Genomic DNA, 16,936 nt, shown 5'->3' with positions numbered 1-16,936 from the left:
CAAAGAGAGAAGGAAATACAGTAAATTACTTTCAGTTTTCCGAGTGATACAGTACAATGTTAGTTGTGTATTGTTATCATCACAGAATTGATTTTGAAGAAGGAGGGTAATTCAATGAAAAATCCTATTATTCCTTTTCTCCTGATTTTCTCACTTGGAATTGGTCTTATTTTCTTTATGTCTCTTTATGGAATTGAGCAAAAAGAAGAAATCGCTAAAGAAGCTGAAGGAGATACTACTGAAGAAGAAGCGGACGTGGCGAGCTTCGATCCAGACGTCGCTATCGGTCAATGTGTTAGCTGTCATGGTGGGGATTTAACTGGTGGAATGGGCGGAGCAGCTCCAGGTTTAGTTGGAACTGATCTATCTAAAGAAGAGCTTGTAGATATCATCCAAAATGGTATTTCTGGTACAGCAATGCCGGGGAACCTAGTACCAGCAGAACACCTTGATGAAATGGCAGAATATATTTTATCACTTAAATAATTCATGAAATTGAAAGAGCCATCTGTCTGCAGAACCTTTTCTGTTGGCAGTGGCTTTTTCTCTTTTGGTAACACTGGGAAGGAGCTGATATTGATGACAACCATAAAATTATCGAAAAGACTGATAGCTGTTGCTTCTTTTGTAGAACAAGGCGCTATCGTAGCTGATATCGGAAGTGACCATGCATATTTACCAACCTATTTAATTCAAAAAAAGGTCATACAAAAAGCGATTGCGGGAGAAGTTGTAATCGGGCCTTATGAAACTGCAAAAAACTCTGTTTATCGACATGGGGTGAGTGACAAAATAACAGTTAGGCTAGCAGACGGTCTTTTTGCAATTGAAGAAGAGGACGAAATTGATACTGTAACAATTGCAGGTATGGGTGGATCTTTAATTGCTACAATTTTGGAACAGGGAAAAGAACGGCTTCACCATGTAAAGCGACTGATTGTTCAACCGAATCTACATGCAAAAGCGATTCGAAAATGGGCGGTTACGAACAACTGGCAACTTGTGAATGAACAAATTCTCAAAGAGGATGGGAAAATTTATGAGATTCTGGTCCTTGAAAAAGGGGTTAGTTCCTATGATGACCTTGAACTTTTAGTTGGCCCGATTCTACTTGTTGAAAAGAACAGTATTTTCCGAGAAAAGTGGGAAAATGAAATCGACCAACGGATCCAAGTGTTGGGATCCCTAGATAATGCGGTTGAAACCCCAGCGCTAGTTAATAAAAAGGAACAATTGTCCCATGATATTAATACTCTTAGAAAGGTGTTGGAAAAATGAAAGCTGTGAATGGTCATGAAGTAATCGGGTTATTTGAAAAATGGTCTCCGAAAAGATATGCGCTTGAAGGCGATCCAGTGGGTTTACATATTGGGCAATTGAACCGGACTGTAGAAAAAGTGCTTGTGACATTAGACGTCAATGAAGCAGTTATTGATGAGGCGATAGAGGTTGGCGCAAATCTTGTTATTGCACATCATCCACCGATATTTCGCCCGTTGAAAAATATTGCAACAGATACTCCGCAAGGCCGAGTCATTGAAAAATGTATTAAAAATGACATTACGGTTTATGCTGCGCATACAAATCTTGATGTAGCGCCTGGCGGGGTTAATGATTTACTCGCGGCGCAGCTTGGCCTAAAAGAAACGAAGGTCATGTCGCCAACGTATTCTGAAGCCTTGTATAAATTTGTAGTATTTAGTCCGGTTACGCACGCTGAAGTAATACGAAAAGCAATGGCATCAAGCGGAGCGGGTGCGATTGGTGAATATGAAGGATGCAGTTTTACCACAAGTGGAACTGGCCGGTTTACACCGGTTGACCAAGCGAATCCATATATAGGAGAAGTTGGGATAGAGGAAGAGGTAGATGAAGTAAAAATCGAAGCGATTGTACCAGAGACATTGCGTGATAAGGTGCTTCGCTCAATGCTTAAAGCTCATCCTTATGAAGAGCCAGCTTATGATATTTTTCAGCTAGATCTGGAAACGAATAGTCTGGGCCTTGGAAGGATTGGAGAATTGGATGAACAAGTCAGACTCGGACAATTTGTTGACCGTGTAAAAAAAGCTTTCAATGTTCCAGTAGTCCGTTTTGTAGGAAATCCTTCTAAGGTTATTAAAAAGGTAGCCGTATTAGGCGGAGACGGCAATAAGTATATTTACGATGCCAAAAGAAGCGGGGCTGATGTTTTTGTAACTGGCGATCTTTATTATCATGTCGCCCATGATGCAGAAACGATTGGTCTATCGATTGTAGATCCTGGACATAATATTGAAAAAGTAATGATCAAAGGTGTGGTAGATTATATGACAGCCGCATGCCAGGAAGAAAAATTCGCGGTTTCATTCATCCAATCAAAGGTTAAGACAGAACCCTTTCAATTCAGGTAAATAAAAATCGGTCCCTTATGATAAAGGGACCGATTACGATTAAACATATGGTTCGATTCGTTCGACTGGTGTCGGGTTTTTAATTCTTGGGAGAATTTTTTCTAACAAGAATTTCTTTTCCGGGTGATGTGTCGATGAATCTTCTGGATCAAATTTCTCGAGAAATGCGATGACTTCACGTACGACAATTGTTGGCGTAGAGGCACCGGCGGTAACTGCAACAGTATTTATACCTTTTAACCACTCGATTTCAATTTCTGATACATCAGAAACACGGTAAGAAGGTGTATTGGCAATTTCTACGGAAACTTGCGTTAATCGGTTCGAGTTATTACTCAATGGATCACCGACTACAATGAGCAAGTCAGCTTCTCCGGCTTGTTCCGCCACGGCTTCTTGCCTAACTTGTGTAGCGAGACATATTTCTTGTACGGCTTCTATATGTGGATACTTAACTTTTAAAGCTTCCATCAGATGCGCAACATCCCATTGACTCATTGTTGTTTGATTCGTGACAAGTAATTTTTCGTTGTTGATGTTGAGTTTATCGACATCATCGAGTGTTTCAATGAGGTGGACTTGTTTTGGCGCTACGCCGATTGCGCCTTCAGGTTCTGGGTGATGGCGTTTTCCGATATATACAATGTCAAATCCTTCTGCTGCTTTTTCTTCTATTAAATCATGTGTCACCGTTACATCAGGACAGGTAGCATCTATGGATACAAGTCCTTTTTTTCTAGCAAGCTCTCGAACTTCTGGAGAGACACCGTGCGCAGTGAAAATAACTGTGCCTTTATCTGCTTTTTCAAGAATTTCCAAACGATCTTTGCCATCTAATGTGATAATACCATCTTGTTCAAATGCTTCTGTTACGTGTTTATTGTGTACAATCATTCCCAGGATATAAATGGGTCTTGGTAATGTTTTGTCGAGTGCCGCGTTTCGTGCAATGATCATTGCATCGACAACCCCGTAGCAATAGCCTCGTGGGGTAATCTTCAACACTTTCATCCAATTCACTCCTCTAATAGGATTCTGTAATCTATTATAACGGAGTCAAGTCGCTTGTTCAAAGTTTATCAGTCTGGTTGAAAGATTCTTGGTACTGAAGGTCGCGGACCAGCAGGCGGGGTAAAAGCTTCCGCGGCTCTAGGCGCTGTTCTAGATGGGCCACTTGCAGCACCGCCGATAGCTCCAGCATCGGCACCTTCTCCAGCGGATGGCATCGATTGGAAACCTTTATATAATTTCCACATTGCAGGTAGATTGCGCATCATTGGTGCAAACTGCTGAACAACAGGCGCATACTGTTGGGCAGTATTTAAAAACCGATTGGCTGTTTCCATATAACCGTTTATTTTTGAAGGTCCTTCACCGGCTGGAATTCTTCCGGGACCTTGTCTAGGATCAATGAACGGATTGTTTGGCCTTCCGAACTGATTTGGTTGTCCGGGCGGCTGTGCCGGTCCAGGAAATGGACGCATACCAAACCCCTGCGGTCTTTGAGGTGGCGGTTGGTTTCGAGAGAATGGATAAAAAGATTCGTATCTCAATGGTTAAACTCCTTTCCTTTAATCAAAATAAACTTTCATATTGTATCGTATGCGAAAAGAACATACGGCGGCACGGAATCATGGTACAATATAGATATATTAGGAGGCAGATTTTTATGTCAAAATTCACAGATTACAAATTTCAGCCATTTCTTCGAGAAGCAATTCGAGAACTTGGCTTTGAAGGTCCAACACCCATTCAGAAGGAAATGATTCCCCTAATCCTTCGTGGTAATTCTGCAATTGGACAGGCACACACTGGTACGGGGAAATCGCACAGTTTTCTTATTCCAATTGCTGAAAGAACTGATAGTTCTACAGATAATGTACAAGCAGTTGTTGTAGCACCGACGCGAGAGTTGGCTACTCAGTTATTTGATGAACTTGCAAAATTAACGAAGGAAACTGATATTCGATCATCGCTTCTTATAGGTGGTACGGATAAGGATCGGTCGGCTAGTCGATTGAAATCTAATCCACATATTGTGGTTGGAACGCCGGGAAGAATTAATTATATGGTCGAAAATGGCGCTTTATTAATTCATACCGCTAAGATTCTCGTGATTGATGAAGCTGACTTGGCATTTGATATGGGCTTTGTTGAGGATATTGATAAGTTCGCTTCAAAAATGCCGTCGAATTTAGAAATGTATGTATTCTCCGCGACAATTCCAGAAAACTTAAAACCATTTCTAAATAAGTATATGGAATCGCCTGCGCATGTGAAGATTGGTAAACGTAAATCTTTAACAGAGGGTATGCGTTATTCACTTGTTCCAGTTCGGGGAATGCAACGCGAGAAAAAATTGTTGTCAGTTCTTGAAGGAATCACGCCGTATCTGGCTATTATTTTTACAAATACCCGTAAAAATGCAGATGCATTAGCAGACTTTCTGGCGGAATCCGGGATTAAAGTGGGGAAGATTCATGGTGACCTATCACCACGTGAACGAACACGCATGATGAAAAGAATTCGCGACTTGGAATTCGAATACATTGTCGCGACTGATTTAGCAGCCCGCGGTATTGATATTCCTGGTGTTAGTCACGTTATCAACTACGAATTACCCGATGAATTAGAATTTTTCATTCACCGTGTTGGACGTACAGCACGAGCAGGTCTCGAGGGAACTGCAATAACCTTATATGATCCATCCGAAGAGGATAAAATCATTCGAATCGAAGCAATGGGGATTCCATTTATTCACGAAGAAGTTAAAAACGGCCAATGGGTTGAAATTAAAGAAAGACATGCAAGAAAAAAGAGAACAAAGCAATTAGACGATATTGACCGAAAGGCCATTGCATTTGTTCGTAAACCCAAAAAGGTTAAACCGGGCTATAAGAAAAAAATGGCCCAACAAATAGAAAATATTAAGAAACGTGAAAGGAGAATTAAGCGTAAAAAATGACAGATGTGAAACCTTTATTACTTGGATCTCACGTTTCAATGAGTGGGAAGAAAATGTTATTAGGCTCAAGTGAGGATGCACTTGATTATGGTGCAACAACATTCATGATTTACACCGGAGCACCACAAAACACGCGCAGAAAGCCAATCGAGGAATTAAATATCGAGGAAGGCTTGAAACATATGAAAGCCAATGGCATTTCAGACATTGTCGTACATGCTCCGTACATTATCAATATTGCAAACACTACCAAGCCAGCTACCTTTCAATTAGGCGTCGATTTTTTACAAAAAGAAATTGAACGGACAGCTGCACTTGGGGTGAATCAAATCGTTCTTCATCCGGGTGCTCATGTCGGTGCCGGCGTTGAAGCTGGAACTGCGAAAATAATTGAAGGATTAAATGAAGTGCTATCACAAGATTATCCAGTTCGAATCGCACTGGAAACAATGGCTGGCAAAGGAACAGAAATTGGCCGTAACTTTGATGAAATAGCCAGAATTATCGACGGCGTGACACATAATGAACGTTTGTCTGTCTGCTTTGATACTTGTCACGTTCATGATGCTGGTTATGACCTAGTGAACGATTTCGAAAGCGTGCTCGATGAATTCGATAATATTGTAGGCAAAGATCGTATCTCCGTGATCCATGTGAACGATAGCAAAAATGAACGTGGCGCAATGAAAGATCGACATGAAAACTTGGGCTTTGGTTATATCGGTTTCGAAGCATTAAACTTCATTGTCCATCATCCTGAATTTCAAAGTATTCCTAAAATCTTGGAGACGCCTTTTGTTGGATCTGATCCAAAGAAAAAAGTCGCGCCTTATAAATTTGAAATTGAAATGCTGAAGTCGAAAACGTTCCAACCAGATAAAATCGAACTTCTAAAAGTATAAAAGATAACCCGTCAACAGGCTAGTCGATGTTGACGGGCTTTTCATTGCCTTATTGCGCGTATTATTGTTTTGCGTCGAAATACATTTTTAGTAATTGTTCTGCTTTACGATCACCAATTGCAATTCTAATTTTCTTTATGAAGACTTCAGGTATTCCAGTAAATATCCAGTGAAATGAAACCTCATCTAATAAAGGGCGCAGTGCCCTTATTTCCGAAGTCGTTAAATCAATTCCATAGGAACTGGCAAAGGCTTTCGCTTCATAATCACTGCTCGTTTTCAACTCATTTAATAATTGAACATAATCCATTCACTCATCCTTCTTTCTTTAATGGTTGTATCCCAAGTAACCTTGTATTATAATTAATAAATCGTAATCATTCCTATTAGGAAGAAAGGAACCGCCCTATGAAAAAAAACCTTATAAATTTGGATGATGTTTGTTTTAGTTATGAGCAAACAACAGTCCTTGACAATATAGACTTAACTGTAAAAGAAGGCGAGTTCTGGGCGCTAATCGGGCCAAACGGGTCAGGAAAATCAACACTTATCAATATTATTCTTGGACTTTTGAAACCGAATAGCGGTTCAGTATTGTTATTCGAAAAAGATGTAGAGCGATTTCAACATCGGGAACTGATTGGCTATGTCTCCCAAAAATCTAATTCATTTAACTCCGGGTTCCCCGCAACAGTTATGGAAGTTGTACGAAGTGGCTTGACAAGAAAAACTGGCTTATTTAAAAGCTTTGCTAAAAAAGATGAACAAAAAGCAATTGACGCACTCAGCGTTGTTGGTATGGAAGATTATGCAAAACAAAACATCGGAGAATTATCGGGTGGTCAACAGCAACGCGTTTTTATAGCGCGAGCACTTGTGGGCAATCCAAAGCTCTTGGTAATGGATGAACCGACCGTAGGCATCGATCAGCAAAATGTGAAATCGTTTTATTCTATGCTAAATAAATTGAACCGTGAACATGGCATTGCTATTTTACTAGTCACTCATGAAATTGATTTAGTTACAGATTTAGCAACGCATGTGGCTTGTTTAAATCGATCGATTCATTTCCATGGGATGCAATCAGACTTTAAGAAAATGGAAGATAAAGATATATCAAAATGGTATGGTCATCCAGTTAGACGTGTCCATCAGCATACAGAGGAGACGGAATCATGATTAATGCGCTACTTACTTATGAATTTTTACAAAACGCGTTTATATCTGGAATAATTATTGGTGTGATTGCACCGCTTCTAGGACTTTTTATAGTTGTTCGAAGACTGGCTTTAATCGCGGATGCATTAAGCCATGTTGCGCTTGCGGGAATTGCAGGGAGTCTATTTTTGAGTCAGCAAGTTTTGTTTTTCGCTGCACTAAATCCCGTGTATCTTGGAATCGCCTCCGCGGTTGGTGGATCTCTTTTAATAGAAAAGTTGCGAGGCATGTATGAGCATTATGAAGAATTAGCCATTCCAGTAATTTTGTCGGCTGGAATCGGGTTTGGTGCAATATTTATTTCCCTGTCTAAGGGGTTCGGCGCTGATTTAATCGGTTATTTATTTGGCTCGGTTTCAGCTGTAAGCCGACAAGATTTAGTCATTGTAATCGTGATTGCAATTATCGTAATCGGGTACATTCGATTTTTATATAAGGAACTTTTCGTACTTTCATTTGACCCAGAATACTCGAAAGTGTCCGGTATTAATGCTCGTTTTATTCAAATGTTTTTTATGATCATTACAGCGCTCGTTATTGGTGCATCGATGCGAATTGTAGGCATATTGCTCGTTTCTTCATTGATGACTGTACCAGTTGCTGCAGCAATGCAAATCGCGAAAAGTTTTAAAAGCGCTATGATTTATTCCATCATTTTCGGTGAGGTTGCTGTGATTATTGGTCTGTTTTCTGCCTATCATTTGGACATCGCGCCCGGCGGAACAATTGTTGTCACATCAATTCTATTGTTGTTAATTGTCTTAGCTTGGAAAAAAATCCGTGGTGATCGGAAAACTTTTAGCGTTAAGGGGGAGCTTGTATGACGATTGATGAAGCATGGCGTATCCTAGGAGAAAATCAATTGAAGCGAACTAAAAATAGAGAAGTACTACTAGATTTATTTTTGGAGAATGATTGCTATCTAACAGCCGGAACGATCAAAGACTTTATGGAATCAGAAAATCCGGGAATCAGTTTTGATACAATATACCGCAATTTATCGACATTTACTGAATTAGGAATTTTAGAAGAAACCGAATTATCCGGCGAAAGACATTTTCGAATGCATTGTGAAGCAGGTGTCCATCATCATCATTTCATCTGTACAACATGCGGTAAAACGCAAAACATTCCAGATTGCCCAATGGATTTAATTGCTTTAAATTTACCGAATTACGAAATTAAAGGTCATAAGTTTGAAATATACGGAAAATGTCCGTTATGTGTCGCATGATAAACGAGTAATTGAATAATTTACGAGTACTCAATTTCAGAAGCGGCGAGACGTTTTTTAACAGGTTTTTGATGTAAATTAAAAGTATGGAAGGAGTTGTTTTAATCAACTCCTTCCATACTTTTTTGGTTTTTAGATATTTATTTCGTGATGGCTGTTTCTATTGGAAATAATCTTTGAATCCATTTATTGGCTTCTTGCCAGTCATATACACGAATCACGCTTTCGGGAATTGGTTTTCTATTATAGGGTGTGTCGAATAGAATAACCGGAATATCGAGTTCTTCACTGATATCGACAGCATTGTCATGTTTATCCTCGAAAAAAGCATGAACATTATGTTTTTTTGCAGCTTCTATCTTATAATGACTTCCGATTAACTCGATATGATCGTATGGAATCTCTTCACGATTGAACCAATCAAAAGTTGTGTCAAGTACATTTTCACCACGTGCCGAAATGTAAAACAACTCATATTGCGGCAACCAACTTTCCAAAACTTCTTTTGCAAATTCTTGTGGTGGGGAGGTATCATAGATCATTGCTTCTGCAGTTTTATACCACTCATAAAATTGCTTAGGGTCTACAGAAAAAGCTTTTGTTAAATCATATTCTTTAATGTCGTCGAGCACAAGCTCTACTTGATATTCCTTATTGATATGCGGTAAGAGAGCAGTAGGGCAAGTTACAGTTCCATCGATATCGATTCCAAAGCGATAACTTCTCATTTTGCGCCTTCAGTTTCAAGTAGTAATTCTTCTTGACGTTTCTTTTCGAAATATTCTTCCGCAAGCTTGTCGATTTCGATTTTTAATTCTTCGACCATAGTTTCTTCAGGAACTTTTCGAACAGTTTTACCTTTCATGAATAAAAGACCTTCACCGCGTGCTCCTGCTATACCGATATCAGCTTCTCTAGCTTCCCCAGGACCGTTTACCGCACAACCAAGTACAGCCACTTTGAGGGGGGCTTTGATGTTTGAAATATAATCTTCAACTTCATTTGCAATTGAGATGAGGTCGATTTCAATTCGTCCACATGTCGGACAAGAGATGAGTGTCGCTGCATCGGAAGAAAGACCGAACACCTTTAATAGTTCGCGACCGACTTTAACTTCCTCGACTGGATCTGCGCTAAGCGATACGCGGAGCGTGTTTCCAATACCTGCTGAAAGGAGTGTTCCAAGGCCTGCAGAGCTTTTAACCGTTCCAGCAAATTGAGTTCCAGATTCAGTAATACCAAGGTGAAGGGGATAATCGAAAGCAGCTGCAGCCTTCATATATGCTTCCACAGCGAGATTCACATCGGATGCTTTAAGTGAAACGATAATATCATGAAAATCTAGATCTTCTAATATTTTAATATGATGAAGGGCACTTTCAACCATTCCATCAGCAGTTGGATAGCCGTATTTTTCAAGAATTTTTCTTTCTAGCGATCCAGCATTTACGCCAATGCGAATTGGAATACCTTTTTCCTTTGCAGCATTAACAACTGCCTCGACTTTTGCTTGTCTGCCGATATTACCTGGATTAATCCTGATTTTATCCGCGCCTTGTTCAATAGCGATTAATGCTAGTTTGTAATCGAAATGGATATCAACAACTAGTGGTATATTAATTCGCTTTTTGATAGCACCAATGGAGAGTGCTGCACGTTCGTCAGGACATGCGACTCTAATGATTTGAACTCCAGCTTCTTCAAGACGTAGTATTTCTTCTACAGTTGCATCTACATCGTGTGTTTTAGTTGTTGTCATACTTTGTATGAATAATTCATCACTACCGCCAATGGTTAAATTACCGACTCGCACTGGACGCGTTTTGGAACGGTGAATAATTTCACTCATTTATAATTCACTCCTTAGGTTTTTAAAGCCAGTCTGTTGTTTATATTTTATCAATCTATGTAGAGAAAAGGCAAGAGAATGCCTTATATTGCTTATTCTACGCAATTAGTCGTCTGGATGCTAGACATAGGAAGCTTTATTTTTTCTCCGCCAACAATTTCTTGTTTTTGTAAATGCGGGTTTAATGAATAAAACTTGGTCAATCGATCGAGCAGGGTTGTTTCGTGATCAGGGTAGAGTGCAAATAGTGATTGGATGGTATCGTTATCAATTGACGTTACAGTAATAGAATAAGTTTCATCTTCACATGCTTGTGGTTCTTCTATTAACGGTCTGCTAGGGATTGTCCCTTCGACGAGGTCAATGCGAATAAAATGGATGAGCGTGAAAATGATAGCTGCGATTAGTAGTACTCTCATTAAAATTCCCCCTTTCGCCACTGTATGCGCGTAAGGGGGAAATATTCATTGGTTTTTATTATTGTTGTTTAGGGTAATACTTAATAGCAGTTAAAATATAAAGCAAATGAACTATTGAAGTGAATAAAAATCCATTCGCTGCAATTTCAGGAAAAAAATCAAATCCAATTGTTAACAGCATCGGAACTGTCACTGCTATTGCGGATGTTCTCCAAATCTGAAGGTAGTTACCACGCTTTTTTCTTAAATTAAGAAATAAAGACCCTATGTAGGCGAAGATGGTAATTCTAATAAAGACATAAAATGTACTAATGACTAACTGCAAAAGCAATGCCATCGGATAAATAAGCCAACCTATTTTTCTTCCATGCTCAATTAAATCGGGGGTTTGTCCCAACAACAATTCATCATTCAAGTAAAAACGTCCAAATGAAATTACAGTGAATAAGAAAATGAACATAAATACGTATTTAAAGACTCTACCGATTGGAAGGAGTCTAAATGCAGCTAGTTTCTTCGGTTCGTAAATGCCCGCTAAGAATAGTTGATGAAATTTCATGATTACGCCTCCTAACTATATTGTAGTCTATCAAACAATATCCAATTTCGACATATTGATGACTTTTTCGACACCGATTGTAAAGGTAATGTAAATTTTCACGTTTTCTATTTACATTAAAGGATCTTGGCAAGCATAATAGGGTGAATTGTTTATATTGAATGATTGGGGATGACTATTTAATGGAATTGAACTGGCAAGAAATGATATTCCAATTTCTTGGTGGACTTGGAATCTTTTTGTTTGCGATAAAGTATATGGGAGACGGCCTTCAAAAAGCAGCCGGAAACAGGCTTCGGGATATTTTAGATCGATTTACGACGAATCCATTTATGGGTGTTCTTGTTGGAATCATAGTTACTGTTTTAATACAATCAAGTTCCGGAACAACTGTAATCACCGTAGGACTTGTCAGTGCTGGTTTTATGACGTTACGCCAAGCAATCGGAGTCATCATGGGTGCGAATATCGGAACGACCGTGACAGCCTTTATTATCGGTCTTGATGTTGGTGCTTACGCCCTTCCAATTATGGCAATCGGCGCATTCCTAATATTTTTCATCAAGAAAAATCAAATTAAAAATATTGGAGAAGTCGTTTTTGGGTTCGGAGGTCTTTTTCTAGGGCTCGAGTTAATGAGTGGTGGAATGAAGCCTCTACGGGAACTTCAATCATTTACTGACTTAACGCTTTCGATGAGTGATCATTCGATACTTGGTGTTGTTGTGGGAACGATTTTCACGCTAATTGTACAAAGTTCAAGTGCAACAGTCGGAATTTTGCAGGGATTATATGCTGAAAACCTAATCGATTTGAAAGCGTCCTTGCCTATTTTATTCGGGGATAACATTGGTACGACGATTACTGCAGTGTTAGCTTCGATTGGTGCATCTGTAGCAGCTAGAAGAGCTGCTGCGGCACACGTACTCTTTAATGTTATCGGTTCTGTTGTATTCATTATATTACTTGTTCCTTTTACGGCATATGTTGAGTGGATATCATCAGTATTAGCACTCGAAAGTAAAATGCAAATTGCGTTTGCGCACGGTAGCTTTAACGTCGCAAATACAGTCATTCAATTTCCGCTAATCGGCGCGTGGGCATGGTTGGTAACTAAATTAATACCGGGTGAAGATGTAACAATTGAGTATCGCCCAAAACATTTAGATTATCATTTCATCCAACAATCTCCAGCTGTCGCGATTGGACAAGCTAAAGAAGAAGTTATTCGTATGGGGGATTTCAGTGTTCAAGGATTATCAGTTACGTATGATTATTTAAAAACTGGTGAGAAGAAACATGCTGAAACAGGTTACCAGATTGAAGATGCTATAAATAACCTGGACAGGGAAATTACAAATTATCTAATTCAAATTTCGTCGGTTAATATCTCTCCCGATGAATCAGCTCATCACGTTACATTAATGGAAACGGTGAGGGACATTGAACGAATTGGCGACCATTTTGAAAACATCATCGAATTAATTGATTATCGGGATGTAAATCGAGTGACGCTCTCAGAAGACGCAATGAATGATTTATCTGAGATGTTTACATTAACAATTGAAACCGTTCAGAAAGCTGTTCAATCACTGGATACGAACGATATGGATTTAGCAAGAACAGTCACTCAAAAAGAAGATTTGATAGACAAGATGGAGCGTAAATTCAGAAAGAATCATATTTTACGTCTAAACGAAAGAAGCTGTTCTCCACAGGCAGGTATGGTGTTCGTCGATATCGTTTCCAATCTTGAACGAATTGGCGACCACGCAGTAAATATTGCAGAGGCCATTCTCGGAAAACGAGGATAATACAGTAATTAAAAAGGAAGATTTCAAATGGAGATAATTGGTTGGGTTATAGCGATTCTGTTTTTTGTCGTAGCTTTTCTGGGGCTTGTTTATCCAATTATCCCCTCCGCCCTCTTTATACTGGGTGGGTTTCTTCTTTATGGATTGATTGTTTCATTTGATGGAATGAATTGGCTGTTTTGGGTTATTCAAATTCTGTTCATCATACTTTTGTTCGGTGCCGATACGTTATCCAATCTCGTTGGCGTGAAAAAATTCGGTGGATCCAAAGCGGGGATGTGGGGAAGTACGATTGGACTTCTTATTGGTCCTTTTGTTATTCCCGTGTTTGGAATATTGCTTGGCCCGTTTTTAGGCGCGATCATTTCAGAATTAGTTGTTTCCAAATCAGGATTTAAACAAGCTTTAAAAACAGGTTTTGGTTCGCTAATCGGATTTTTGACCTCCGTAATCACGAAAGGATTTCTGATGTTCGTTATGATTGTAATATTTATCTTCTTTGTCAAATAGTCCATTTTATTTGAACGGTAATCTAATTTTTGCTATTGTTAAGTGTGTAGCAATCATACGAATTATCTGAGGAGGAATGGAATAATGGCTTACAAACTACCAGAACTACCTTATGCATACGATGCACTAGAACCACATATTGACAAAGAGACGATGAATATTCATCACACGAAACATCATAATGCATATGTTACGAACTTAAACAATGCACTTGAAGGAAACGAAGAGTTACTAAACAAATCAATTGAAGATTTAATCGCGAATTTGGATGCTGTACCTGAAGACAAAAGAACTGCTGTCCGTAATAACGGCGGTGGACATGCTAACCACTCCTTATTCTGGGAACTTTTATCTGCTGATGGCGGCGGCGAACCAACAGGTGAACTAAAAACAGCAATTGACGCTAAGTTCGGTAGCTTCGATGCTTTCAAAGAACAATTTGCAAATGCAGGAGCTACTCGTTTCGGTTCAGGATGGGCTTGGCTTGTATTGGCTGATGGAGAGCTAGAAATCATGTCTACTGCAAACCAAGATTCACCTATTATGGAAGGTAAAACACCACTTCTAGGCCTTGACGTTTGGGAGCATGCATACTATCTAAACTATCAAAACCGTCGTCCAGACTACATTTCAGCTTTTTGGAATGTTGTTAATTGGGACGAAGTTGCAAAACGTTACGGTAAGTAAAAAAAATCTTTTGTAAATAAGGAACAAAGCACATACCTTGTTCGTCAAGGTATGTGCTTTTTCTTATTTAAATGTTATAATTCTATAATAATGAAGGAAGGGGGAATTTTTTTGGCAAAGAGAGCTAGAAGAGCTGAACAACCCAAGGTTAGACAACGAAAACACATCGCATTTCGCATGAACCTCCTTTTCTTTTCGGTATTTGTTCTTTTTTCGATACTTATACTTCGACTCGGTTATTTGCAAATTGTAAAAAGTGATGACTACGTACGAGCCTTGGAAAGAAAAGAAGAAGTTTCTGTAAATACGAGTGTGCCGCGCGGTAGAATTTTCGATCGGGATGGTCGCATTCTTGTTGATAATGAACCGAAGAACGCAATCACGTATACGAAAACAACCTCAACAACTACAGAAGAAATGTTAGACATAGCAGAAAAATTGGCGGTATTAATTGACCAAAACACAAATCGAACAACCATTGGAGATAAACGAGACTTTTGGATTCTACATAATAGAGACAAGGCTGCAAAAAAAGTCACTCAAAAAGAGATTGATAAACTTAAAGGTGATCCATCTCAAATCCAAAGAGAAATTAACCGTTTAACCCGTGAACGTGTAACAGAAGAAGAATTAAATTCATTTAACAAGCACGAACTTGAGGTCTTGGCTATTTACCGCGAGATGATGTCAGGATACGCCTTTTCACCCCAAATCATTAAGAGCGGCGACGTCACGGATGAGGAGTTTGCAGCTGTATCCGAGCGACTCAGTGAACTTCCAGGTGTGAATACAACTACCGACTGGGAACGGGTCAGAAAGTCATACAATACAATTTTGGGTACTACAACTACGCCTGATCAGGGAATTCCAAGTCAGGATCTGGATTATTATTTAGCACGCGATTATTCCAGAAATGACCGTGTTGGAAAAAGCTTCATTGAACAATACTATGAAGAACTTCTGCAAGGACAAAAAACAGTCGTGAAAAATGTCAAAGATCGTACTGGTAAAGTGGTAGAAACGAAAACAATCCAAGAAGGAATACCTGGTAAAGATTTAATATTAACAATTGATAGCGAATTAAATGCGGCGTTGGAGGACATTGTTTCAGATAAGTTACTGGAATTGAAATATGGGCCGAACTCGCAAGCTTTAAATGAAGCATTTCTTGTGATGATGAATCCGAAAACAGGAGAAGTCTTATCACTCGTTGGGAAGCGTGTAAATCGAAACAAAGATACAGGAAAATATGAAATAAGTGATTACTCATTCGGTACATTTGCAGGCGCTTATATGGCGGGGTCAACTGTAAAAATGGCAACGCTCTTAACTGGTTATCAAGAAGGCGGTGCTCGGATTGGTGAATACAAGATGGATGAAATGATGCAAATTGCAAAAGACCAACCGAAGAGTTCGGTATTTAACCGTTCATATAACCGAATTCCGGTAAATGATATTGAAGCGATAGGTCGTTCTTCCAACGTTTATATGTGGAAAACCGCAATTGGAATTGGAAATGGAAGTTATCAAAGAGGAAAGTCATTATCTTTGGAGAGTTCAACTTTTGATATTATGAAAAATTCATTTGAATCATTTGGTCTTGGAAGTCTCACTGGTGTAGATCTACCGGGCGAAGTAAGTGGATATTCATCCAAAGCGAATACAAGTGATATCTTAGACTATGCCATCGGTCAGTTTGCCACATATACGCCGCTTCAACTTGCCCAATATGTTTCGACGATTGCAAATGATGGGTATCGAGTAGCACCTAAGGTATTAAAAGAAGTTCGTGAACCTTCTCCCGACGGTGAGATATTCGGTCGTGTAGCAGAAGAAACGCCCGTCCGTGTATTAAATCGTATTAAAAATACGGATGAAGAAATCGACAGAATCAAAAGCGGCATGTATTACACGTATTACGGATCTAGGGGGACAGCTAGAACGCTTTTTGATGGAGCGGATTTCAAAGCTGCAGGGAAGACTGGAACGGCACAAGCAAGTACTAGTATTCCCGATCCTAATGATCCGGAAGGGAAAAAGTATATATATTATAAAAATACGATTAACTTATCGCATGTTGGCTATGCACCTTTTGATAATCCGGAAATCGCCTATGCAGTCATCATTCCAAACGTTTCTACTAACCCGGGAAGATATCCAGCCGCTCAAAATGATATTGTTGAGGCAGCCGTGACGAAGTATTTCGAGTTGAAGGAAAAAAGAGAGAAAAACGCGAAATCTGATGATGTTTTTAAAATACAGAATCCGTTTAATAAAGATGATGTACTAGAAGAAGATGATGAAGTAATAAATCAATAACGATTGTTTTTATTACTGGACATCTGGGTGGTTCATGTTATAATTAATAAGTCGTATAAATCATGCT

At 39.2% G+C, this 16,936-nt stretch carries 19 protein-coding genes; 12 read left to right on the top strand and 7 right to left on the bottom strand.

The genetic code is table 11. From position 1 onward, the window contains the following. Nucleotides 1-114 precede the first annotated feature (114 nt). The 3 genes from J4G36_RS05290 (at nt 115) to J4G36_RS05280 (ending at nt 2,393) form a co-directional block, all read left to right on the top strand. A complete protein-coding gene (locus J4G36_RS05290) occupies nt 115-486 on the top strand; it encodes a c-type cytochrome (RefSeq protein ID WP_210469008.1) in 372 nt (123 codons plus the stop codon). 93 nt (nt 487-579) lie between these two features. Next, nucleotides 580-1,278, top strand: a complete 699-nt coding sequence (locus J4G36_RS05285) for a tRNA (adenine(22)-N(1))-methyltransferase (RefSeq protein ID WP_210469007.1) — start codon at nt 580-582, stop codon at nt 1,276-1,278. Then, nucleotides 1,275-2,393 (top strand): Nif3-like dinuclear metal center hexameric protein, encoded by a 1,119-nt coding sequence (locus tag J4G36_RS05280; protein ID WP_210469006.1) that lies wholly within the window; start codon nt 1,275-1,277, stop codon nt 2,391-2,393. Before J4G36_RS05285 ends, J4G36_RS05280 begins: the two co-directional genes overlap by 4 nt. A 39-nt stretch (nt 2,394-2,432) precedes the next feature. Here J4G36_RS05280 and J4G36_RS05275 read toward each other — a convergent pair whose 3' ends face one another. Next, nucleotides 2,433-3,404 carry a 4-hydroxy-3-methylbut-2-enyl diphosphate reductase gene (locus J4G36_RS05275; protein WP_210469005.1) on the bottom strand — a complete coding sequence of 324 codons (972 nt, stop codon included), beginning with the start codon at nt 3,402-3,404 and terminating at the stop codon, nt 2,433-2,435. 68 nt (nt 3,405-3,472) lie between these two features. Continuing rightward, on the bottom strand, nt 3,473-3,946 hold the full coding sequence (gene vrrA, locus J4G36_RS05270) for a VrrA/YqfQ family protein (RefSeq protein ID WP_210469004.1): 474 nt from the start codon (nt 3,944-3,946) through the stop codon (nt 3,473-3,475). A gap of 116 nt (nt 3,947-4,062) precedes the next feature. Here vrrA and J4G36_RS05265 point away from each other — a divergent pair, with 116 nt between their 5' ends. Both J4G36_RS05265 and J4G36_RS05260 read left to right on the top strand, forming a co-directional pair. After that, complete coding sequence (locus tag J4G36_RS05265) at nt 4,063-5,358, top strand: DEAD/DEAH box helicase (protein ID WP_210469003.1); 1,296 nt, start codon at nt 4,063-4,065, stop codon at nt 5,356-5,358. Next, a complete protein-coding gene (locus tag J4G36_RS05260) occupies nt 5,355-6,260 on the top strand; it encodes a deoxyribonuclease IV (RefSeq protein ID WP_210469002.1) in 906 nt (301 codons plus the stop codon). The genes J4G36_RS05265 and J4G36_RS05260 overlap by 4 nt, the downstream gene beginning before the upstream one ends. Before the next feature lie 61 nt (nt 6,261-6,321). On the opposite strand, the gene J4G36_RS05255 is transcribed toward J4G36_RS05260, so the two are convergent. Beyond that, complete coding sequence (locus J4G36_RS05255; RefSeq protein ID WP_210469001.1) at nt 6,322-6,570, bottom strand: hypothetical protein; 249 nt, start codon at nt 6,568-6,570, stop codon at nt 6,322-6,324. A 98-nt stretch (nt 6,571-6,668) separates the two neighbouring features. Here J4G36_RS05255 and J4G36_RS05250 point away from each other — a divergent pair, with 98 nt between their 5' ends. The 3 genes from J4G36_RS05250 to J4G36_RS05240 are packed head-to-tail and all read left to right on the top strand — an operon-like array spanning nt 6,669 to nt 8,712. After that, a complete protein-coding gene (locus tag J4G36_RS05250) occupies nt 6,669-7,439 on the top strand; it encodes a metal ABC transporter ATP-binding protein (RefSeq protein ID WP_210469000.1) in 771 nt (256 codons plus the stop codon). Beyond that, nucleotides 7,436-8,302: a metal ABC transporter permease gene (locus J4G36_RS05245; RefSeq protein ID WP_210468999.1), complete on the top strand. Its 867-nt coding sequence runs from the start codon at nt 7,436-7,438 to the stop codon at nt 8,300-8,302. The genes J4G36_RS05250 and J4G36_RS05245 overlap by 4 nt, the downstream gene beginning before the upstream one ends. After that, nucleotides 8,299-8,712 carry a Fur family transcriptional regulator gene (locus tag J4G36_RS05240; RefSeq protein ID WP_210468998.1) on the top strand — a complete coding sequence of 138 codons (414 nt, stop codon included), beginning with the start codon at nt 8,299-8,301 and terminating at the stop codon, nt 8,710-8,712. The genes J4G36_RS05245 and J4G36_RS05240 overlap by 4 nt, the downstream gene beginning before the upstream one ends. Nucleotides 8,713-8,852: 140 nt before the next feature. Here the strand turns inward: J4G36_RS05240 and J4G36_RS05235 are convergent, their stop codons facing one another. The 4 genes from J4G36_RS05235 to J4G36_RS05220 all read right to left on the bottom strand — a co-directional run bounded on the left by J4G36_RS05235 (nt 8,853) and on the right by J4G36_RS05220 (nt 11,539). Further along, nucleotides 8,853-9,440, bottom strand: coding sequence for a hypothetical protein (locus J4G36_RS05235; RefSeq protein WP_210468997.1), 588 nt, complete (start codon nt 9,438-9,440; stop codon nt 8,853-8,855). Continuing rightward, the gene (gene ispG, locus J4G36_RS05230; protein WP_246880409.1) at nt 9,437-10,561 is read right to left on the bottom strand and encodes a flavodoxin-dependent (E)-4-hydroxy-3-methylbut-2-enyl-diphosphate synthase; all 1,125 of its coding nucleotides are present in this window, start codon (nt 10,559-10,561) and stop codon (nt 9,437-9,439) included. The genes J4G36_RS05235 and ispG overlap by 4 nt, the downstream gene beginning before the upstream one ends. A gap of 92 nt (nt 10,562-10,653) precedes the next feature. Further along, a complete protein-coding gene (locus J4G36_RS05225) occupies nt 10,654-10,980 on the bottom strand; it encodes a hypothetical protein (protein WP_210468996.1) in 327 nt (108 codons plus the stop codon). Between the two features lie 58 nt (nt 10,981-11,038). Further along, nucleotides 11,039-11,539 (bottom strand): DUF1189 family protein, encoded by a 501-nt coding sequence (locus J4G36_RS05220; protein ID WP_210468995.1) that lies wholly within the window; start codon nt 11,537-11,539, stop codon nt 11,039-11,041. Nucleotides 11,540-11,721: 182 nt separating this feature from the next. Between J4G36_RS05220 and J4G36_RS05215 the strand changes: the two genes are divergently transcribed. From J4G36_RS05215 to J4G36_RS05200, 4 genes are all read left to right on the top strand, one after another. Continuing rightward, complete coding sequence (locus J4G36_RS05215; protein WP_210470432.1) at nt 11,722-13,353, top strand: Na/Pi cotransporter family protein; 1,632 nt, start codon at nt 11,722-11,724, stop codon at nt 13,351-13,353. A gap of 27 nt (nt 13,354-13,380) precedes the next feature. Continuing rightward, nucleotides 13,381-13,863: a DUF456 domain-containing protein gene (locus J4G36_RS05210; RefSeq protein ID WP_210468994.1), complete on the top strand. Its 483-nt coding sequence runs from the start codon at nt 13,381-13,383 to the stop codon at nt 13,861-13,863. A gap of 84 nt (nt 13,864-13,947) precedes the next feature. After that, nucleotides 13,948-14,550 carry a superoxide dismutase gene (locus J4G36_RS05205; RefSeq protein ID WP_210468993.1) on the top strand — a complete coding sequence of 201 codons (603 nt, stop codon included), beginning with the start codon at nt 13,948-13,950 and terminating at the stop codon, nt 14,548-14,550. Between the two features lie 90 nt (nt 14,551-14,640). Continuing rightward, complete coding sequence (locus tag J4G36_RS05200) at nt 14,641-16,869, top strand: peptidoglycan D,D-transpeptidase FtsI family protein (RefSeq protein WP_210468992.1); 2,229 nt, start codon at nt 14,641-14,643, stop codon at nt 16,867-16,869. Nucleotides 16,870-16,936 lie beyond the last annotated feature (67 nt).

The sequence above is a fragment of the Sporosarcina sp. 6E9 genome (assembly GCF_017921835.1).
Classification (GTDB): domain Bacteria; phylum Bacillota; class Bacilli; order Bacillales_A; family Planococcaceae; genus Sporosarcina.
This window is presented reverse-complemented; position numbering and strand designations above follow the sequence as displayed.